Annotated in this window: 20 protein-coding genes; 18 read left to right on the top strand and 2 right to left on the bottom strand. The window is 63.1% G+C overall.

Translation table 11 applies throughout. From position 1 onward, the window contains the following. Positions 1-116: 116 nt before the first annotated feature. From NKH49_RS11390 to NKH49_RS11325, 14 genes are all read left to right on the top strand, one after another. Positions 117-1,370: a L,D-transpeptidase family protein gene (locus tag NKH49_RS11390; protein ID WP_023674488.1), complete on the top strand. Its 1,254-nt coding sequence runs from the start codon at positions 117-119 to the stop codon at positions 1,368-1,370. Positions 1,371-1,495: 125 nt separating this feature from the next. Further along, on the top strand, positions 1,496-3,142 hold the full coding sequence (locus NKH49_RS11385; RefSeq protein ID WP_352472014.1) for a Na+/H+ antiporter: 1,647 nt from the start codon (positions 1,496-1,498) through the stop codon (positions 3,140-3,142). Between the two features lie 116 nt (positions 3,143-3,258). Further along, positions 3,259-4,572, top strand: coding sequence for a serine hydroxymethyltransferase (gene glyA / locus NKH49_RS11380; protein WP_352449301.1), 1,314 nt, complete (start codon positions 3,259-3,261; stop codon positions 4,570-4,572). Between the two features lie 70 nt (positions 4,573-4,642). Beyond that, positions 4,643-5,227: an invasion associated locus B family protein gene (locus NKH49_RS11375; protein ID WP_352472055.1), complete on the top strand. Its 585-nt coding sequence runs from the start codon at positions 4,643-4,645 to the stop codon at positions 5,225-5,227. A gap of 153 nt (positions 5,228-5,380) precedes the next feature. Further along, positions 5,381-5,890 (top strand): transcriptional regulator NrdR, encoded by a 510-nt coding sequence (gene nrdR / locus NKH49_RS11370; protein ID WP_352472013.1) that lies wholly within the window; start codon positions 5,381-5,383, stop codon positions 5,888-5,890. Positions 5,891-5,892: 2 nt separating this feature from the next. Next, a complete protein-coding gene (gene ribD, locus NKH49_RS11365) occupies positions 5,893-7,023 on the top strand; it encodes a bifunctional diaminohydroxyphosphoribosylaminopyrimidine deaminase/5-amino-6-(5-phosphoribosylamino)uracil reductase RibD (protein WP_352926097.1) in 1,131 nt (376 codons plus the stop codon). Positions 7,024-7,053: 30 nt separating this feature from the next. Continuing rightward, complete coding sequence (locus NKH49_RS11360; RefSeq protein ID WP_352926095.1) at positions 7,054-7,671, top strand: riboflavin synthase; 618 nt, start codon at positions 7,054-7,056, stop codon at positions 7,669-7,671. Between the two features lie 130 nt (positions 7,672-7,801). After that, a complete protein-coding gene (gene ribH, locus NKH49_RS11355) occupies positions 7,802-8,296 on the top strand; it encodes a 6,7-dimethyl-8-ribityllumazine synthase (RefSeq protein ID WP_352501516.1) in 495 nt (164 codons plus the stop codon). Next, positions 8,293-8,793, top strand: a complete 501-nt coding sequence (nusB, locus tag NKH49_RS11350; protein ID WP_023674496.1) for a transcription antitermination factor NusB — start codon at positions 8,293-8,295, stop codon at positions 8,791-8,793. The genes ribH and nusB overlap by 4 nt, the downstream gene beginning before the upstream one ends. Next, on the top strand, positions 8,790-10,007 hold the full coding sequence (locus NKH49_RS11345; RefSeq protein ID WP_352770062.1) for an MFS transporter: 1,218 nt from the start codon (positions 8,790-8,792) through the stop codon (positions 10,005-10,007). Before nusB ends, NKH49_RS11345 begins: the two co-directional genes overlap by 4 nt. A 159-nt stretch (positions 10,008-10,166) precedes the next feature. After that, a complete protein-coding gene (gene osmF / locus NKH49_RS11340) occupies positions 10,167-11,078 on the top strand; it encodes a glycine betaine ABC transporter substrate-binding protein OsmF (protein WP_352542407.1) in 912 nt (303 codons plus the stop codon). Between the two features lie 43 nt (positions 11,079-11,121). After that, positions 11,122-12,297 (top strand): ABC transporter permease, encoded by a 1,176-nt coding sequence (locus tag NKH49_RS11335; protein WP_352926093.1) that lies wholly within the window; start codon positions 11,122-11,124, stop codon positions 12,295-12,297. Then, complete coding sequence (locus tag NKH49_RS11330) at positions 12,294-13,232, top strand: ABC transporter ATP-binding protein (protein WP_352926091.1); 939 nt, start codon at positions 12,294-12,296, stop codon at positions 13,230-13,232. The genes NKH49_RS11335 and NKH49_RS11330 overlap by 4 nt, the downstream gene beginning before the upstream one ends. Next, positions 13,229-13,978 (top strand): ABC transporter permease, encoded by a 750-nt coding sequence (locus NKH49_RS11325; RefSeq protein ID WP_352926089.1) that lies wholly within the window; start codon positions 13,229-13,231, stop codon positions 13,976-13,978. Before NKH49_RS11330 ends, NKH49_RS11325 begins: the two co-directional genes overlap by 4 nt. A gap of 27 nt (positions 13,979-14,005) precedes the next feature. Here the strand turns inward: NKH49_RS11325 and NKH49_RS11320 are convergent, their stop codons facing one another. After that, positions 14,006-14,239, bottom strand: coding sequence for a hypothetical protein (locus NKH49_RS11320; protein WP_352926087.1), 234 nt, complete (start codon positions 14,237-14,239; stop codon positions 14,006-14,008). 79 nt (positions 14,240-14,318) lie between these two features. Here NKH49_RS11320 and NKH49_RS11315 point away from each other — a divergent pair, with 79 nt between their 5' ends. Both NKH49_RS11315 and NKH49_RS11310 read left to right on the top strand, forming a co-directional pair. Further along, positions 14,319-14,819 carry a DUF2165 family protein gene (locus tag NKH49_RS11315; protein WP_352472005.1) on the top strand — a complete coding sequence of 167 codons (501 nt, stop codon included), beginning with the start codon at positions 14,319-14,321 and terminating at the stop codon, positions 14,817-14,819. Between the two features lie 251 nt (positions 14,820-15,070). Further along, positions 15,071-17,212: a sodium-translocating pyrophosphatase gene (locus NKH49_RS11310; RefSeq protein WP_352501522.1), complete on the top strand. Its 2,142-nt coding sequence runs from the start codon at positions 15,071-15,073 to the stop codon at positions 17,210-17,212. Positions 17,213-17,335: 123 nt separating this feature from the next. Here the strand turns inward: NKH49_RS11310 and NKH49_RS11305 are convergent, their stop codons facing one another. After that, on the bottom strand, positions 17,336-17,869 hold the full coding sequence (locus NKH49_RS11305; protein WP_352472003.1) for an outer membrane protein assembly factor BamE: 534 nt from the start codon (positions 17,867-17,869) through the stop codon (positions 17,336-17,338). 114 nt (positions 17,870-17,983) lie between these two features. On the opposite strand from NKH49_RS11305, the gene NKH49_RS11300 reads away from it, so the two are divergent. Both NKH49_RS11300 and NKH49_RS11295 read left to right on the top strand, forming a co-directional pair. Beyond that, positions 17,984-18,523, top strand: a complete 540-nt coding sequence (locus NKH49_RS11300; protein WP_352501523.1) for a ubiquinol-cytochrome C chaperone family protein — start codon at positions 17,984-17,986, stop codon at positions 18,521-18,523. A 40-nt stretch (positions 18,524-18,563) separates the two neighbouring features. After that, the gene (locus NKH49_RS11295; RefSeq protein WP_352926085.1) at positions 18,564-19,112 is read left to right on the top strand and encodes a YceD family protein; all 549 of its coding nucleotides are present in this window, start codon (positions 18,564-18,566) and stop codon (positions 19,110-19,112) included. Positions 19,113-19,213: the final 101 nt, after the last annotated feature.

Raw genomic sequence — 19,213 nt, 5'->3', positions numbered from 1 at the left:
TGGTTTTACACCGAAGTGATGCGGGCCATGGTTGGCTAATTGTTAAGAAGCCAACTCTAGAGTGCGGGCGAGACCGCCCGGTGGGTTGAATTGTAGCAAGAATGTCTGGAACGTCCATGAGAACCAGCCGCCGTTTCTTCCTTTCAGGAGCCTCCGCGCTCGCAGCCGCAATGGTCGCCGGCCGCGCCAGTGCACAGGATGTGATCGGGGATATCCTGAAATCCTCGGCGCGCGGCAATTGGGACGACCAATTCGATGCGCGTGCCAGCGAAGGCGGCAAGGTTGCCTCGACGCTGCCGATCTTCAGCCTGCAGACGGTGTCCTTCACCGAGCAGGCGATCATGCAGTATCAGAATATCGTCGCGCAAGGCGGCTGGGAACAGGTTCCAGACACCAAGAAGCTGCAGCTTGGCGTCGAGGATCCCGATGTGGTGCCGCTGCGCAGGCGCTTGATGATATCGGGCGATCTGGCGCAGAGCGCCGGGCTCTCGGAAGCGTTCGATTCGTACGTCGACTCGGCGCTCAAGCGCTTCCAGTTGCGTCACGGCTTGCCGGCCGACGGAACCACGGGCAAATATACTTTCGCGGCAATGAACGTGTCGGCGCCGGTTCGGCTTGGTCAGCTCCAGACCAATCTGCAACGGCTGCGTGAGCGGGCCGGCACGCTTGGCAACCGCTATGTTCTGGTCGACATCCCGGCGGCGCAGATCGAGGCTGTCGAGAACGACCGCGTTGTGCTGCGCCACACCGCAATCGTCGGCAAGATCGATCGCCAGACGCCGATCGTCAATTCCAAGATCAACGAAATCATCGTCAATCCGTACTGGAACGCGCCGGTCTCGATCGTGCGCAAGGATATCATTCCGCTGATGCGGAAGGACCCCAACTATCTCAAGGACAGCCATATCCGCCTGTTTGCGCCGGACGGCAGCGAGGTCGACCCAATGACGGTCGACTGGTCGACCGATGATGCCGCCAAATACCGCTTCCGCCAGGATCCCGGTTCCGGCAACGCGATGGCCTCAGTCAAGATCAATTTTCCCAGCCCGGACGGCGTCTACATGCACGACACGCCGCAGCAGAGCCTGTTCGGCAAGCTGATGCGCTTCGATTCCTCTGGCTGCGTGCGGGTTCAGAACGTGCGCGACCTCGTCACCTGGATTCTGCGCGACACACCGGGCTGGGATCGCCAGCATTTCGAGGCGGCGATCAAGACCGGGGAGAACACGCCGGTGCAGGTCACCAATCCGGTGCCGGTTTATTTTCTCTACGTCTCGGCCTGGTCGACAGGGCCGGGCGTGGTCCAGTTCCGTGACGACATTTACGGCCTCGACGGAGCCAACGAGCTGCAGATCACATCCGCGCTCTAAGCAGCTGAGTTCATTTGCAAAAGGCCGCCGGAAGGCGGCCTTTTTCGTTGCCGAGTCTTTCGCGGAAAGCTTTGCTGGGCCGATTGCCGGAAAAAGGACGCGGCGCTGTAGTCGGAAATCGCATCATGCATGTCGCAATGTTCATTCTGGTCGTGCTCATCTTCGTCGCCGTTTCGGGCGCGCTGGTCCGGCTGGTGCGGGTGCCGCTGCCGGTACTGCAGATCGCCATCGGTGCAGCGCTCGCCTGGCCGGTGCGCGGCATGCATGTCGAGATCGATCCCGAGCTGTTCCTGCTAGTGTTCATCCCACCGCTGCTGTTCAGCGACGCCTATGGTGCGCCCAAGCGCGAACTGATCGCGCTGCGCGGGCCGATCCTCGACCTCGCCATCGGGCTGGTCTTCTTCACCATTGTCGGCTTCGGCTACGCTTTGCACTGGCTTGTCCCGAGCATCCCGCTCGTCGTCGCTTTCGCACTTGCTGCGGTGCTGTCGCCCACCGATGCGGTGGCCGTCTCCTCGATCGTCGACAAGAGCCTGGTCCCGGCCCGGCTGATGCACATCCTGGAGGGCGAGGCGCTGCTCAACGATGCGTCGGGCCTCGTGATGTTCCGCTTTGCGGTGGCAGCTGCCTTGACCGGCAGCTTCTCCTTCGTCGCGGCATCCGTGACTTTCCTCTATGCCGTCGCTGCCGGCATCCTGGCCGGCGTGGCTGCCTTGTTCGTCGCCGCCAAGGTGCTGCAATTGCTGAACCGTATCGGCGGCGTGCCGTCCGAGGCGCAGGTGCTGGTCATGGTCCTGCTGCCGTTCATCGCCTATCTCGGCGCCGAGAATGTCGGCGCCTCGGGCATTCTGGGGGCGGTCACGGCCGGAGTGCTCACCGGCGGCTCCGGGATTTTCCGCTTTCTCGGCGTCTCGGCGCGCATACAGACCGTATCGCTGTGGACGACGCTATCCTTCGTCTTCAACGGCGCGCTGTTCATCCTGCTCGGGTTGCAGCTTCCCGAAATCATCGGCAACGTGCCGCCTGAGCTCGGCAGCCGCTATCCGGTCATCCAGCCAATCGCCACGGTGGTCGCGCTGACACTATGCCTGATCGGGCTGCGCTTCCTGTGGATCTGGGTCGGCGACATCGCGACGCGCGTCTCGGCGCGATTACGCGAGCAGAAGGCCGAGCCGTTCGGGCTGCGCGTCCGGATCGCCGGCTCTGTTGCCGGCGTGCGCGGCGCCATCACGCTGGCCGGCATCCTGTCGCTGCCGCTCACCATGCCGAATGGTTCGCCCTTTCCGGCGCGCGACGTGGTGATCTTCCTCGCCGCAGGCGTCATCATCTGCTCATTGCTCATAGCCAGCCTTGCCTTGCCCAAGGTGGCACGGGGGCTGGTCGAGCCGGGCGAGGATCCTGGCGCTGCCGAGGAGCGTCTTGCGCGCGTGGGCGCGGCCAACGCCGCCATCGCCCGCATCGAGAGCATGGCCGGCGCGACCGACGGCGATGAAGGGGAAATACCCGGCGCCCGGCTTGCCGCCGCCGATAGCATCGTCGCCGGCTACCGTCGCCGCATCGCTGCCTCCGACGAGGCCGACGAGGCGCGCGCCGAGGCCCGCGAGGCCGGACGGCTGGAGCTCGAATTGAGGCTGGCGGGCATTGAGGCCGAACGCGCAGCGGTTCGCGCAATGTTTCGCAGCGGCCAGATTAACGACCATACGATGCAGGCGCTGTTCACCGAGATCACGCTCACCGAGGCCCTGCTGAAGGGCCGGCAGGCAAGGAAATAGAGGCTGCCAGTCTCTCTGGCGCAATCCGGCCAGCAAATTTCGCGCTGCAAACGTGGCGGGCCGAAAGCAACTGTGTTAATGGCGCGACAGACCCCGAACCTTGAGGATTTCAGCCCATGGCAACAGCAGCGGCAGTGTCGAACAAATTCGAATCCTTTTTCGAAACCACGCTTGCCGATGCCGACCCCGAGATTTTCGGCGCAATCCGCAACGAACTCGGCCGCCAGCGCCACGAGATCGAGCTGATTGCCTCGGAAAATATCGTCTCGCGTGCCGTGCTCGAGGCACAGGGGTCGATCATGACCAACAAATATGCCGAGGGCTATCCGGGCAAGCGCTACTATGGCGGCTGCCAATTCGTCGATGTCGCCGAGGAACTGGCCATCGAACGCGCGAAAAAGCTGTTCGGCTGCAACTTCGCCAACGTCCAGCCGAATTCCGGTAGCCAGATGAACCAGGCGGTGTTCCTGGCGTTGCTGCAGCCCGGCGACACCTTCATGGGCCTCGACCTCAATTCCGGCGGACACCTGACACATGGCTCGCCGGTCAATATGAGCGGCAAATGGTTCAAGGTCGTCTCCTATGGCGTACGCCGGGACGATCATCTGCTCGACATGGATGCGATCGAGAAGACCGCCCATGAGACCAGGCCGAAATTGATCCTGGCCGGCGGCACAGCCTATTCACGTGTCTGGGACTGGAAGCGTTTTCGCGAGATCGCCGATTCGATCGGTGCCTATCTGATGGTCGACATGGCCCACATCGCCGGCCTGGTCGCCGGCGGCATGCATCCGTCGCCGCTGCCGCATGCCCATGTGGTCACCACCACGACGCACAAATCGCTGCGCGGGCCGCGCGGCGGCATGATCCTTTGCAACGACGAGGATATTGCCAAGAAGATGAATTCGGCCGTCTTCCCCGGCCTGCAGGGTGGACCGCTGATGCATGTGATCGCCGCCAAGGCGGTGGCTCTGGGCGAGGCGCTGAAGCCGAGCTTCAAGATCTATGCGGAGAGCGTCGTCGCCAATGCCAAGGCGCTGGCCTCCAGTCTGCAGGAAACCGGTCTCGACATCGTCTCCGGCGGCACCGACAACCATCTGATGTTGGTCGACCTGCGTCCCAAGAACGCCACCGGCAAGCGCGCCGAGGCTGCCCTTGGCCGCGCCAACATCACCTGCAACAAGAACGGCATCCCCTTCGATCCGGAAAAGCCTTTCGTGACATCGGGCGTTCGGCTCGGCACGCCGGCCGGCACCACGCGCGGCTTCGGTCAGGCCGAGTTCCGCGAGATCGGCAAGCTGATCGCCGAAGTGCTGGATGGACTGAAGGTCGCCAATTCCGACGAAGGCAACGCGGCCGTCGAGGCAACCGTGAAGGCCAAGGTGGCGGCATTGACGGATCGTTTTCCGCTTTACCCGTATCTTGGTTGACGCAGGGCGTCGGTCCCCCAACTGTGACGGCGCCGATCAACTGGCCACGGCTGCATCTCGGAGACGCTTGATGATGATGCGAATTTTCCGTTTCACCAGTGTTGGCGCTGCCTTGCTCACCTTAGCCACCTCTCAGCTACTCGGCGCGGCCTTGGCGCAGACCGAGCCGACGCCGGCAGCACCCAAGACAGAAACCTTCGGCAGGTGGTCCACCACGGTGGACGAGGTCAACACCGGTGAGGACGTGCGCAAGACCTGCGCCGCCTCGACGGTCTTTTTCGACGCTAACGGCACCAGTGGCACCCTCACGCTGGCCATCTCGAATGGCGACGTACTGCCACCCGAGGGCTATCCGAGCCTCATCATCGCCGTGAGAAACAGTGACTTGCCCAAGGGGGACAACATCCCGGCGGTGTTCCGCGACGTCAACGACAAGATCAAGGCTGGTTTTCATATTATCGCCGACGGACAGTGGATGATGGACAACAAACCCGAGACCACGGTTGCCATACTGCGTGCCATGCGCCGTACCAGCGCCCTCGATGTCAGCTTCGCCGACAAGCCGGTCGCGACGATATCGATGGACGGCTTCACCAAGGCCTATCGCTATCTCGGCACGTCCTGCGGCTTCCCGACCGGCGACGTCGCTCCCTGATTGGCGTATTGCCGTCCAACTAATTGCCGCTCTCGCAATTTTCCTCGTGCCTCGCTATCTCTGAGACGCGATCGGTCATCGGCCATACTTTGCCATCGTGGCAAAAACCTCTAAGCCGTTCGCACTACGAGAATCGCGAACCGAAGGCTCTCCATGCGCTGTCCCTACTGTCAGTCCGAAGATACGCAGGTGAAGGATTCGCGCCCTGCCGAAGACGGTGCAGCGATCCGCAGGCGGCGCGTCTGCCCGGATTGCGGCGGCCGCTTCACCACTTTCGAGCGCGTCCAATTGCGCGATCTCGTCGTGGTGAAGAAGTCTGGACGCAAGGTGCCGTTCGACCGCGACAAGTTGCTGCGCTCTGTCGAGATCGCGGTACGCAAGCGCAATGTCGACCCGGAACGTATCGATCGGGCGGTGACCGGCATCGTGCGCCAGCTCGAAAGCTCGGGCGAGACCGAGGTGGCCTCGGGGGAAGTCGGCCGGCTGGTCATGGAGGCGCTTAAGTCGCTCGATGATGTCGCCTATGTGCGCTTTGCCTCCGTCTACCGCAATTTCCGCGAGGCCAAGGATTTCCACGACGTGTTGGGCGAACTCAAAGGCGACGAGCTCAAAGCCGACGAGCCCAGGGGCGAAGAGCTGAAGAGCGAAGAGGACGCCAGCTGAGCATGGCAGGGTCCGGACGCAGCACGGCTGAACAAGAGGTCCTCGATCGCCGCTATATGGCGGCAGCCCTCAGGCTGTCGCGCAAGAATGCCGGGCGGACCTCGACCAACCCTTCCGTCGGCACGCTGATCGTGCGCGATGACGGCGACGGGCCGATGATCGTCGGCAGCGGCGTCACCGCCGTCGGCGGCCGGCCGCATGCCGAGACCGAGGCTTTGGCAGAGGCCGGCGAACTGGCGCGCGGCGCCACCGCCTATGTAACGCTGGAGCCCTGCGCCCATCACGGCCGCACGCCGCCTTGCGCCAATGCGCTGGTCAGTGCCGGCGTGGCGCGTGTGGTCGGCGCTGCCAGCGATCCTGACCCGCGTGTTTCCGGCAAGGGCTATGCAATCTTGCGTGCCGCCGGCGTCGAAGTGGTGGAAAAAGTGTTGGCGGCCGAGGCTGCGGAGCAGATGGCCGGCTATTTAATTCGATCTCTGAAAAAACGCCCGGAAGTGATCCTGAAACTTGCGCTTTCGAGCGACAACAAGATCGGCGTGAAAGGCGAGGGACAGGTCTCCATCACCGGCGATATCGCCCGACGCGAAGTCTATCTGATGCGCGCCGAAGCCGATGGCATATTGATCGGCATCGGCACGGCACTGGAGGACGATCCGGCGCTGACGGTTCGGCTTCCGGGACTGGAGAGCCGTTCGCCAGCGCGCATCGTACTCGACCGTCAGATCAGGTTACCCGAGACTTCGAAACTGGTCGCCGGCGTCGACCGTGTGCCGCTCTATGTCGCTGCCTGCGCCGAGGCCGATCCGCACCGGCGCGCCACGCTCGAACGCGCCGGCGTGCGCTTCATCGGCACTGAGACGTATGAAGGCGATATTGCGCTGCCGGAACTGCTCGAGGATCTGGCGGCACTCGGCATGGCCAGCGTGCTGATCGAGGGCGGCGCCAAGATCGCCAAGGCCTTCCTCGCCGAACAAGTGGTCGACCGCATCGTGCTGTTTCAGGGGCCGGATGCGATCGGCGGGGACGGCATTGCATCGCCAGTCGATGCCAACAATATCCCGCCGGGATTTCGCAAATTGCGCAACATGCGTTTCGGCGAAGATACATATGCGGAATGGATAAGAGACATCTAGGACCGAACTGATGTTCACGGGGCCAAACTAATGTTCACTGGAATCGTCACCGATGTCGGCACCGTCGCTGCCGTGAAGCCGCTCAGGGAAGGCGTCGGTTTGCGTATCGACACCGCTTACGATCCGCAGACCATTGCCATCGGTGCCTCGATTTCCTGTGGCGGCGTCTGCCTGACGGTGACGGGATTGCCGGAAGACGGCGCCAACGAGCGCTGGTTCGAGGTCGAGGCCTGGGAAGAAGCACTCAGGCTGACGACCGCGATGGGCTGGAAATCCGGCACGCGCATCAACCTGGAGCGGGCGCTGAAGATCGGCGACGAGCTTGGCGGCCATATCGTTTCAGGCCATGTAGACGGCATGGCCGAGATCGTGGGGCGCAAGGAGGACGGTGACGCCGTTCGCTTCACTCTGGATGCACCGCGAGAGCTGGCCAAATTCATCGCGCCCAAGGGCTCCGTCGCACTCGACGGCACTTCGCTGACCGTCAACAAGGTCGAAGGCAGCCGCTTCGACGTGCTGTTGATCCACCACTCACTGACGGTCACCACCTGGGGCGAACGCCAGGTCGGCGATCGCGTCAATCTCGAGATCGACACCATGGCCCGCTATGCGGCGCGACTGGTGGAGGCGGCTAAAGAGGGGCTTTGAGGCGCTCGTCCATAAAGCCCATTCCCTGGTGCGACCGCCGCCGAGTTGGCCTTGAAAGTTCCTTCGGCAATCTTCCGCTTGCGATCAAACCGGCTTCGGCCTAAGTCACCGGCGATCCCCGGAGACATCTATGGCAGGCACATCCCAACACGGCAAAGCGTTCATCCGTCCGAAGAAGAAGGCCCACGTTCTTGTCATCGAGGCGCGCTTTCACGACGACCTTGCCGACGCGTTGCTCGAAGGCGCGACAAAGGCCCTCGAGGAAGCGGGCGCGACATACGATGTCGTCACCGTTCCGGGCTCGCTCGAAATCCCGGCGGTGATTTCCTTCGCGCTCGACGGTGCCTCCGAAGGCGGGACGAACTATGACGGCTTCGTCGCCCTCGGCACGGTGGTCCGCGGCGACACCTATCATTTCGATATCGTCGCCAATGAATCCAGCCGTGCCCTGATGGACCTGTCCGTGCAGGATGCGGTCTGCATCGGCAACGGCATCCTGACCACCGAAAACGACGAACAGGCCTGGACACGGGCCAGGCGTTCGGAAGGCGACAAGGGCGGCTTTGCCGCGCGTGCGGCGCTGACCATGATCGCTCTAAAGGAACAGCTGGGAGCGCCCTCGTGAGCGAACCCGCTTCGCCCGGCCAGCCCACGGTGCGCCACGCCAACAAGCGCGGTGCTGCCCGTCTGGCCGCCGTGCAGGCGCTCTACCAGATGGATGTCGCCGGCAGCGGCGTCTTCGAGATCACCGCCGAGTACGAGGCGTTCAGGCTCGGCAAGGAAGTCGACGGCGCGCTCTATCGCGAGGCCGACGCGCAATGGTTTCGCGCCATTCTTGCCGGCGTTGTCGAGCACCAGAAGACCATCGATCCAGTCATCCGACAGGCGCTGACCGAGGACTGGCCTCTGTCGAGGCTCGATTCCACATTGCGCGCCATATTGCGCGCCGGCGTCTACGAGCTGATGCAGCGCGAGGACGTGCCGGTGGCGGTTATCGTCTCCGAATATGTCGACATCGCCAAGGCATTTTACGAGGAAGACGAGCCTAAACTGGTCAATGCGGTGCTTGATCGCGTGTCGCGCCGGGTGCGTGGCGAGGGCCGCGGCAAGGACGCCTCATGACTGCTATCGTCGCCGTTGGGGCGGGCAAGGAAGCGCGTCGCACCGCCTTCATCCTCGCAGCCTCGCAGGCGATCATCGGCTCGGCCGCACCCATCGCCATTTCCATGGGCGGATTGGCGGGGCAGTACCTGCTCGATGCTGACAAGTCGCTGGCAACCGCGCCGATCACCGGTTTCAATGTCGGCGTGGCGCTCGGTTCCTTGCCGGCCGCGGCGATCATCCGCCGGCTCGGCCAGCGCGACGGCTTCATGACCGGCACAGCGGTCACGGCGCTTGGCGGGCTGGTCGCCACGCTGGCGCTGTTTCATGCCAGCTTCTGGCTATTCGCTTTCGGCTTGGCCGTGATCGGCATCGGAGGCGCCTTCGTCCAGCAGTTCCGCTTTGCCGCCGCCGACAATGCGCCGCCTGAATTCAAGGCGCGCGCCATCTCCTTCGTGCTGGCCGGCGGCATCGTCACCGCCATCCTTGGACCGCAGATCGTCATCTTCACCGGCGACCTGTTCTCGCCGGTGAAGTTTGCCGGCTCGTTTGCGTCCATCCTGGTGCTGGCGGCGGTCGGCGCCGCCATTCTCTCTTTGTTGCGCATCCCGGCCAAGGCAACCGACAAGGTGGAAATCGCCGACAGCGACGCCCGGCCGCTCTCGGAAATCGTCACCAGGCCGCGCTTCGTCGCAGCGCTGTTTTGCGCCGTCGGCAGCTACGCGCTGATGAGCTTCGTCATGACGGGCGCGCCGCTGGCCATGGTGGGCTGCGGCCTTTCGACCGACGACGCCACGCTAGGCATTTCCTGGCATGTGATGGCGATGTTCGCGCCGAGCTTCTTCACGGGGTCGCTGATCTATCGCTTCGGCGCTGAGCGGATCCTGGCCATCGGCCTGGTGCTGCTGATTGGCTGCGCCATAGTGGCGCTGTCAGGGTTGGCACTGTGGCAGTTCTGGACGGCGCTGATCCTGCTCGGCCTTGGCTGGAACTTCAGCTTCATCGGTGCCACCGCCATGGTGGCCGACAGCTACCAGTCATCCGAAAAAGGCAAGGTCCAGGGGTTTCACGATTTCGTCCTGTTCGGCTCCGTCGCCTTCGCCTCGCTGATGTCGGGGGCGGTCTACAATGCCTGGGGCTGGGAGATGTTGAACTGGATGATTTTCCCGGTCGTCGTGCTGTGCTTCGTGGCACTGGGCGTGTTGAAGATGACGGGCTTGCGCGCGGCCAGCTGACGTCACGCTGTCGGGACGAGGCAACGGCGGAGTCACTCGCATCCGAACAAAATTATTGCGCCCATCCCCTTTCTTATGAAACCGTGTACCCCGACGGGGCATCGAAGCCATGCTCATATGCGGCAGCCGTATTCCGGTTCACAGCAAGGGATTTGTGAGATGTTTTCAATCAAGGTTCTGGCCGGCGCTGTACTGGCGCTCGGAGTTGCGTTGGCCTCGGCGAGTGCCCAGGTGGTGGTGTCGTCGAAGATCGACACCGAGGGCGGCGTGCTCGGCAATATCATCCAACTGGTGCTGAACGCCAACAATATCCAGACCACCGACCGCATCCAACTCGGCGGCACACCTGTGGTGCGCAAGGCGATTACAGCCGGCGAGATAGACATCTATCCGGAATACACCGGCAACGCCGCCTTCTTCTTCGAGAAGGCCGACGATCCGGTGTGGAAAGACGCCGCCAAGGCCTACGAGACTGCCAAGAAGCTCGACTACGACGCCAACAAGATCGTCTGGCTGTCACCGTCACCGGCGAACAATACTTGGGCGATCGCCCTGCGCAAGGAGGTCGCGGATACCAATAAGCTCGTCACCCTTTCCGACTTCGGCAAGTATGTCTCGGGCGGCGGCAAGGTGGTGCTGGCGGCCTCCGCCGAGTTCGTCAATTCGGCGGCCGCGCTGCCCGCTTTCCAGAAGACCTATGGCTTCACGCTGAAGCCGGACCAGTTGATCACGCTGTCGGGCGGCGACACGGCGGCGACAATTGCCGCCGCAGCCAACCAGACCAACGGCGCCAACGCCGCCATGGTCTATGGCACCGACGGCGGTATCGCGCCCTCCGGCCTCGTCGTGCTTGAGGACGACAAGGGTGTGCAGCCGGTCTACCAGCCGGCGCCGATCATCCGCGAGGCGGTGCTGAAGGAGCATCCCGAAATCGAGACGCTGCTGAAGCCGGTGTTCGCCAAGCTCGATCTCGTCACGTTGCAGGAGTTGAATGGTCGCGTGCAGGTTGGCGGCGAGCCGGTCAAGGGCGTCGCCGAGGACTTTTTGAAAAAGAACGGCTTCCTGAAGTAAGGCGATTCCGGCGCTCCGCTTTCGAGGTGCGCCGGATCGGCCGATGGGGGAGGGCGTGCGCATCCGGTTCGACAAGCTCGGCGTGGTCATCGCGGCGATATCGGCCTATGCGGCTTTTGCGGCGCCATTCGCCACCTTCCGCGCCAATCGCATCGTACCCGGCGAGGCGCGCTCGATCCTCGAATCTTTGCCTGCGACGGTCGGTCCGCTGTTGATGGCGATTGTCGTCGCAGCGGCGCTCATTGCGCTGCTGAAAACGCCGCTTGCTCTGCGCCTCGCCGCCAGTGTGGTTGCGCTTGCAGCGCTGGCGCTGCTGATCGGCGTCGCCGGCAGTTTCCTGACACCCGCCGGCAACACCTTCGCCCGTATCTCGCCGGCTTCGGGCTTTTGGCTGCTCATCTTCGCCTTCACGCTTCTGCTCGCCGACGTGCTTACGCGGCTGAACCTGTCGCCGCAGGTACGCATCGGCGTGCTTGTTGTCGCCGCCGCGGCGATCGGGCTGCTGCTCGTCTCGGGAAGCTGGAACAGCCTGTCGATCCTCAAGGAATATTTCAATCGCGCCGATAGTTTTTGGGCGGAAGGCTCCAAGCACGTGACGCTGGCGCTGGGTTCGCTGGCGGCAGCGGTGATTATCGGCCTGCCGCTCGGCATCCTCTGCCACCGCGTCGAGAAATTGCGAGCCGGCGTGCTCAACGTGCTGAACATCATCCAGACCATTCCTTCGATCGCGCTGTTCGGCCTCTTGATTGCACCGCTCGGCTGGGTCGCTTCGCATGTTCCGGGTGCTGCCGCGCTCGGCATTCGCGGCATCGGTACAGCGCCGGCTTTCGTCGCTTTGTTCCTCTATTCACTGCTGCCGGTAGTGGCCAACACCGTGGTCGGCCTTGCCGGTGTGCCGCGTGCCGCCAACGACGCAGCGCGCGGCATGGGCATGACCGACCGCCAGCGGCTGTTCGGCGTCGAGTTTCCGCTGGCCTTCCCGGTGATCCTCACCGGCATCCGCATCGTGCTGGTGCAGAATATCGGCCTCGCCACGATTGCCGCGTTGATCGGCGGCGGCGGCTTTGGCGTGTTCGTATTCCAAGGGGTCGGCCAGACGGCGATGGACCTGGTGCTGCTCGGTGCTGTTCCGACGGTGGTGCTGGCCTTCGCCGCTGCCATCATCCTCGATGCAGTGATCGAAATGAGCGCCAGCAAGCGCAGGGTTGAAACGGCATGATCGAGATCGAAGGCGTCACCAAGCGCTTCGGCGAGACGACAGTCGTCGACGACGTGTCGATAGTAATCGAGCCGCGCAGCATCGCCGTCATCGTCGGCACCTCCGGCTCCGGCAAGACGACGCTGCTTCGCATGATAAACCGGCTGGTCGAGCCGACATCGGGCGTGATCAAGCTCGACGGCGTCGACAACCGCTCGGTCCCGGATTATGAGCTGCGCCGCAGCATCGGCTATGCCATCCAGGGCCACGGGCTGTTTCCGCATCGCACGGTGGCGCAGAACATCGCCACTGTGCCGGTATTGCTCGGCTGGGACGCCAACCGCATCAAGGCCCGCGTCGACGAGCTGATGACGCTATACCAGCTCGACCCGCAAGCCTACGGGTCACGCTATCCGCATGAGCTTTCCGGCGGCCAGCAGCAGCGCGTCGGCGTCGCCCGGGCGCTTGCCGCGGAACCCAACGTGCTGTTGATGGATGAGCCGTTCGGCGCGCTCGATCCGATCATCCGCAACAAGGCGCAGGAGGATCTGCTGGCGATCCAGAAACGCTTCGGCACTACCATCATCCTCGTCACCCATGACATGGAAGAGGCCGTTCACATGGGCGACAAGATCGCGGTGATGGATGGCGGCAAAGTAGTGCAATATGCCGCGCCGGCCGAGATACTGGCGAAACCGGCCAGCGCGTTTGTCGAGACCTTGGTTGGCGCCAGTGAAAAACCGTTCCGGCTGTTGTCGCTTGGCCGGGTGCGCGACGCGGTGGAAAAAGGCACGGCCGAAGGCGAGGCGATCCCCGGTGACGCCAGCCAACGCGACGCGCTCGCCGAACTCCTGTGGTCGGGCCGCCCGGCACTTCCGGTGAAAGATACCGACGGCAAGCCACTTGGCCGCGTCACTGTGGACGGGCTGGTTAAGCGCGCGGCGAGGCCGGCATGAAAGCCTGGCTTCCCTTGCTGCTCAGGCTTGCCCTGGTGGTGGTGCTTATTGCCTTCGTCACCAATCCCGGCTGGTTCGAACCGCTGCTGAAGCCGCTGACAGAGAACAACGCGCCGGTAATCTACAATCAGGGCAGCCTTTTGACGTTGACGCTGCTGCATCTGCGGACCGTATTGATCGCGACGGTTGCTGCGACGATCGTTGCGGTCGCGCTCGCCATTCTGGTCACCAGGCCAGCCGGCGCCGAATTCCTGCCGCTGTCGCGCAGCCTGGTCAATATCGGCCAGACCTTTCCGCCGGTGGCGGTGCTGGCGCTTGCCGTGCCGGCCGTCGGCTTCGGCGAAAAGCCGACGCTGATTGCGCTGTTTCTCTACGGACTGCTGCCGATCTTCGAGAATGCGCTGACCGGCCTGACGACGCTGCCGGCCAACGTAGTCGAGGCGGCGCGTGGCGCCGGCATGACCGGCTGGCAAAGACTGGTCAAGGTCGAGCTGCCGCTCAGCGCGCCGATCATTCTCGGTGGTATCCGGCTGTCGGTGGTGATCAGCCTCGCCACCGCGACCATCGGCTCGACGGTAGCGGCGAGGACACTGGGCGAGGTGATCATCGCAGGCCTGCTGTCGAACAACCTCGCCTTCATCCTGCAGGGTGGCCTGATCGTCGCCGCCCTTGCCGTGCTGATCTATGACGGGCTGTCGGCGGTCGAGCGCTACACCGCCCGGCGCATGGGACGCGAGCCCGAGTAGCGTCTCGGGGCGAAGTTCGCTCTTTTTTCAGTGGCCGGTCGACCGCGTCGGATGATCGAGCGTCAGTTCCAGCGTTGTGCCAGTCTCGCCGGTGATCCAGCGGCGGCGGATGATGGCGAAATCGTGCTGTGTGTCGGCTCTAACCACAGAGACCAAGTCGCCCACCGCGCAATCACTGTCGAGATCGAGGGCTTCGACAGTCTCGGCAATGTCTTGCTTGCCGACATAATATCTCGCAATGGCTGTGAGCACGATGATCACTGGCCCACCCGTTGCGCGATCTTCGGGACTCGGCGATTGATGAGTGCGATGCCCCGATCTTTCAGCAGGAGTTCTTGCCATGACCGCGCGTTTCTCCAAGATCGTCATGTGTTTGTGTCTGGCGGCTTTCGCCTTCCTCGTCGCCTTCGGCAACATCACCGATTACGGCTCAAACTTCGCCTTTGTCCAGCATGTGCTGAGCATGGATACGACCTTTCCCGGCAATGCACTGATGTACCGCTCGATCACCAACCCGTCGCTGTGGACGGCTGGCTACTGGCTGATCATCATTGGCGAGGCGCTGACCTGCCTGCTTTACCTAATCGCCGCCTGGCAACTCTGGCAGGCGCGCAACGCCAGCGGACAGGCTTTCAACGATGCCAAGAAGTTCGCCATCATTGCCGCCACAATGGGCTTCCTCGTTTGGTATTTCGGCTTCATGGTCGTTGGCGGCGAGTGGTTCGCCATGTGGCAGTCTTCGACTTGGAATGGTCAGGAGGCGGCGTTCAAATTCTACATCACCATGCTGCTGGTGCTGGTCTTCGTCGTCCAGCCGGACGGCGACCCGCGTAAAGCCTGACCACTGTTCGCCGATTTCAACCGATCTAACCGGATGGCAGTGTCGACAGGCGCTGCCGTCCAGCCTTTTGGGCGAAACCCGGGATCTTTTGGGCGAAAGCCGGACAGGAACGGAACAATATCTTGACGTTCCGAGCCCTGTTTCGCATAAGCCGCTGCGAAGGGACGGATTCCGGTTGCGGAAAATTCGTCCCCTGTCTCAACGGCCCGGGGAGGGGTTCTTTTGGGCCACCAATCGAGGAAAATTCGGCAATGACCATAATTTCAGCTGTCATCGCCTGCGGTCTGCTTTCAGTCCTTTACGCCATCTGGGCGACACGTTCGGTCCTCGCGGCCGATCAGGGCAATGCACGCATGCAGGAAATTTCCGCGGCCATCCGCGAAGGCGCTCAGGCTTATCTGGCGCGCCAGTACACCACCATCGCCATCGTCGGCGTCGTGGTCCTGCTGCTTGCCTGGTGGCTGCTTTCGATCACCGCCGCCATCGGCTTCCTGATCGGCGCCGTTCTATCGGGTGCCGCTGGCTTCATCGGCATGCACGTCTCGGTGCGCGCTAATGTGCGTACCGCGCAGGCGGCTTCCAACAGCCTCGCTGCCGGTCTCGAGATCGCCTTCAAGTCGGGCGCCATCACTGGCATGCTGGTTGCTGGCCTGGCCCTGCTCGGCGTCTCGATCTACTACCTGATCCTGACCCAGTTCATGGGTCTGCAGCCAAACGATCGCGTCGTCATCGACTCGCTTGTTTCGCTCGGCTTCGGCGCCTCGCTGATCTCGATCTTCGCCCGTCTCGGCGGCGGCATCTTCACAAAAGGCGCCGACGTCGGCGGCGATCTTGTCGGCAAGGTTGAAGCCGGCATTCCCGAGGACGATCCACGCAATCCGGCCACCATTGCCGACAACGTCGGCGACAATGTCGGCGATTGCGCCGGCATGGCCGCCGACCTGTTCGAGACCTATGCGGTGACCGTGGTCGCCACCATGGTCCTCGCCGCCATCTTCTTCGGTGGCACCGACGTTCTCGGCGCGGCCATGCTCTATCCCCTGGCCATCTGCGGCGCCTGCATTCTCACCTCGATCGTCGGCACTTTCTTCGTCAAGCTCGGTTCCAGCGGCTCGATCATGGGCGCGCTCTACAAGGGCCTGATCGTCACCGGCCTGCTGTCAATTGTCGGCCTTGCCGTGGCCACCTCGGCATGCATCGGCTGGGGTGAGATCGGCACCGTCGCCGGCATGACCATCACCGGCACGAACCTGTTCATCTGCGGCCTTGTCGGCCTTGCGGTGACCGGACTCATCGTGGTGATCACCGAATATTATACCGGCACCAACAAGCGTCCGGTGAACTCCATCGCCCAGGCCTCGGTCACCGGTCACGGCACCAATGTCATCCAGGGCCTCGCGGTCTCGCTGGAAGCGACGGCGTTGCCGGCGATCGTCATCGTCGGCGGCATCATCTCGACATACCAGCTCGCCGGCCTCTACGGCACGGCGATCGCGGTGACGACGATGCTTGGCCTCGCCGGCATGATCGTCGCGCTCGATGCCTTCGGCCCGGTCACCGACAATGCCGGCGGCATTGCCGAAATGGCCGGCCTGCCCAAGGAAGTGCGCCAGTCAACCGACGCGCTCGACGCTGTCGGCAACACCACCAAGGCGGTAACCAAGGGCTACGCCATCGGTTCGGCCGGCCTCGGCGCGCTGGTGCTGTTCGCGGCCTACTCTAACGACCTGAAGTTCTTTGCCGCCAATGGCGACAAATACCCCTACTTCCAGGGTATGGGCGACGTCTCCTTCGACCTCTCCAATCCTTACGTCGTCGCCGGCCTGATCTTCGGTGGCCTGATCCCGTATCTGTTCGGCGGCATCGCCATGACCGCCGTCGGCCGCGCCGCGGGTGCTATCGTCCAGGAGGTGCGCAAGCAGTTCCGCGAGGATCCGGGCATCATGGCCGGCACCTCGAAGCCGAACTATGCGCGCGCCGTCGACCTTCTGACCAAGGCAGCGATCCGGGAGATGATCGTTCCGTCATTGCTGCCGGTGCTGGCGCCGCTGGTGGTCTATTTCGGCGTCCTCCTGATCTCCGGTTCGAAGGCATCCGCCTTTGCCGCGCTTGGCGCCTCGCTGCTCGGCGTCATCGTCAACGGCCTGTTCGTCGCCATCTCGATGACCTCCGGCGGCGGCGCCTGGGACAACGCCAAGAAGTCGTTCGAAGATGGTTTCGTCGACAAGGACGGCCTCAAGCACATCAAGGGCTCCGAAGCGCACAAGGCTTCGGTGACCGGCGACACGGTCGGCGATCCCTACAAGGATACTGCCGGCCCAGCGGTCAACCCGGCGATCAAGATCACCAACATCGTCGCGCTGCTGTTGCTGGCCGTTCTCGCGCACGGCTAAGCTCGGTCGCTATGGCCTTAAAACAAAACCCGCGGGATCGCTCCCGCGGGTTCTTCATTGCCTGAGATATGCCGCTTACAGGGAAGCGAAAGGAACGGAAGGAAGCCGACACCCTCGGGTGGATCAGCTGCCGCCGAGCGTGCTGCCGCCGCTGGCGCCGGGAATACCAGGCGCCAGCTTGCTGGCGCCACTGATGATCTGGCTGAGGAAGTTCTGGTCCTTGCCGCCGGTCGGCGTGGTGCGCGAGATGAAGTCGAACACCTTGCCGTCTTTCAAGCCGTAATTGGCGATCTGGGTGACGCGCCCGTCATCGCCAAAATAGACCGCCAGCACATGCTGGTCGACCAGCCGCGGCTTGTCGAAGGCGACATAGCGCTTGCGCGTCTGCGAAATGTAATAAAAGGCCTCGTTATCGAAGGTCGCCTTCGTCGAGGGAGTGCCGAGCGCCAGCAGCACCTGTTCGCGGCTTGAGCCGACCGGCACCAGGTCGATCGCCTGCTGGTCTATGACGTAGCCTTGCGTCAGCGTCTCGCTCGGATTGAGATCGCCGATCATCTTGGACGAATTGCAGGCGGAAAGTGCCGCAGCGATCACCAGCAGCGAAACCGCACCGCCGGGCTTGGGCAGGAAAGTCGACTTGAATTTCAGCGCGCGCAACTACAACTCCATAAGCTGGCCGCAACTTGCGCTGGGCCGCAAAACCGGTAAACCAGCTTGCTTGCCGATGCAACAAGGCCACTTCAACAAACGGTCCCGGGAGACCACCCTCAAATGTTCCAGCGCCTCTTTGGCCGCGAACGACATGCCAACCGCGCCATCACCGAGGCGCTTTACGCACAAATCGTGGCGGCGGCGCGGCAAACGGTGTTTTATTCCGCCTGGAACGTACCGGACACGCCGCTCGGCCGCTTCGAGATGCTGTCGTTGCACATGTTCCTGTTCCAGCACCGGTTGCGCGGCGAGGGCGGTGCTGCGGCAGAGGTTGCGCAGGTGCTGATCGACGAGTTCTTCATGGATGTCGAACATTCGTTGCGTGAATTGGGCATTGGCGACGTCGGCGTGCCGAAGCGAATGCGGAAACTGGCGAAAATGTTCTATGGCCGTACCGCCGCCTATGATGATGCGCTGCAAAGAAATGACCATGATGCACTCGCCGTCGCCCTTGCCCGCAATGTCAGGCCGGATGCCGGCGCCTGGCCGCAAGCGTCGCAACTGGCACTCTATGCCGCCGATGCATCAAGGCAACTCGCGGAACAGCCGACCGAATCGATCGTTTCCGGAACGGTGTCATTTCCCGTGGCCAACGCTTGAGCGACGGCAGGCCGATGAAGGTGGCGAAGTGGAGGCGAAGATGAAACACCCTGATACCCACAGCCCAGTGTCATTCCTGGCAAATGTCGCCCGGCTGCCGCAAAAGGGGCTGCCGGTGGTGATCGATGCCGACGCTGGGCAGCGCGCCCTGCTGGCCCTCGAGCACGAGCTGCTTTCGGTCGAGAACTATCGCGCCGAACTCCTGGTCGAGCCCTGGAAACGCAACGGAGTGAAAGTCAGCGGCCATGTCGAGGCCGATATAACGCAGGCCTGCATCGTCACCCTCGACCCGGTCGAGGCGCATATCGACGAGCCGGTCGAAGCGCTGTTCCTGCCGGAGCAATCCAAGCTCGGGCGGCAAGGTTTCGACGGCGGCGGTGAGATTCTGCTCGACGCCGAAGGCCCCGACAGCCCGGAAACCTTTTCCGGCGATGCGATCGACGTCGGGGCGCTTGCCGAGCAGTTCTTTGGCTTGGCGATCGATCCATATCCGCGCAAGCCGGGTGTATCGCTGGAGGCCGCCGGCGATGCCGAGCCTGTGGAGAATGAATTCCAGCAAAAGCTCAGATCACTGTTGGGAAAATCCTGATGGCTGACCCAATTTGAGAAAAGTTGGTTGTGCGGCAGCCCAAAACCGTTATTTTCGCCGAACCTTCGCGAGCCCCGCACCTTGGCAAGCCCGCTGGCCAA

This window comes from Mesorhizobium sp. M1088 (assembly GCF_040318575.1).
In the GTDB taxonomy this organism is placed as follows: domain Bacteria; phylum Pseudomonadota; class Alphaproteobacteria; order Rhizobiales; family Rhizobiaceae; genus Mesorhizobium.
This window is presented reverse-complemented; position numbering and strand designations above follow the sequence as displayed.

Bases quoted from the DNA above. Each gene is read 5' to 3' on its own strand.
- NKH49_RS11390 (WP_023674488.1), top strand. From the start codon at position 117: ATGAGAACCAGCCGCCGTTTCTTCCTTTCAGGAGCCTCCGCGCTCGCA.
- NKH49_RS11385 (WP_352472014.1), top strand. From the start codon at position 1,496: ATGCATGTCGCAATGTTCATTCTGGTCGTGCTCATCTTCGTCGCCGTT.
- glyA (WP_352449301.1), top strand. From the start codon at position 3,259: ATGGCAACAGCAGCGGCAGTGTCGAACAAATTCGAATCCTTTTTCGAA.
- NKH49_RS11375 (WP_352472055.1), top strand. From the start codon at position 4,643: ATGATGATGCGAATTTTCCGTTTCACCAGTGTTGGCGCTGCCTTGCTC.
- nrdR (WP_352472013.1), top strand. From the start codon at position 5,381: ATGCGCTGTCCCTACTGTCAGTCCGAAGATACGCAGGTGAAGGATTCG.
- ribD (WP_352926097.1), top strand. From the start codon at position 5,893: ATGGCAGGGTCCGGACGCAGCACGGCTGAACAAGAGGTCCTCGATCGC.
- NKH49_RS11360 (WP_352926095.1), top strand. From the start codon at position 7,054: ATGTTCACTGGAATCGTCACCGATGTCGGCACCGTCGCTGCCGTGAAG.
- ribH (WP_352501516.1), top strand. From the start codon at position 7,802: ATGGCAGGCACATCCCAACACGGCAAAGCGTTCATCCGTCCGAAGAAG.
- NKH49_RS11345 (WP_352770062.1), top strand. From the start codon at position 8,790: ATGACTGCTATCGTCGCCGTTGGGGCGGGCAAGGAAGCGCGTCGCACC.
- osmF (WP_352542407.1), top strand. From the start codon at position 10,167: ATGTTTTCAATCAAGGTTCTGGCCGGCGCTGTACTGGCGCTCGGAGTT.
- NKH49_RS11335 (WP_352926093.1), top strand. From the start codon at position 11,122: ATGGGGGAGGGCGTGCGCATCCGGTTCGACAAGCTCGGCGTGGTCATC.
- NKH49_RS11330 (WP_352926091.1), top strand. From the start codon at position 12,294: ATGATCGAGATCGAAGGCGTCACCAAGCGCTTCGGCGAGACGACAGTC.
- NKH49_RS11325 (WP_352926089.1), top strand. From the start codon at position 13,229: ATGAAAGCCTGGCTTCCCTTGCTGCTCAGGCTTGCCCTGGTGGTGGTG.
- NKH49_RS11315 (WP_352472005.1), top strand. From the start codon at position 14,319: ATGACCGCGCGTTTCTCCAAGATCGTCATGTGTTTGTGTCTGGCGGCT.
- NKH49_RS11310 (WP_352501522.1), top strand. From the start codon at position 15,071: ATGACCATAATTTCAGCTGTCATCGCCTGCGGTCTGCTTTCAGTCCTT.
- NKH49_RS11300 (WP_352501523.1), top strand. From the start codon at position 17,984: ATGTTCCAGCGCCTCTTTGGCCGCGAACGACATGCCAACCGCGCCATC.
- NKH49_RS11295 (WP_352926085.1), top strand. From the start codon at position 18,564: ATGAAACACCCTGATACCCACAGCCCAGTGTCATTCCTGGCAAATGTC.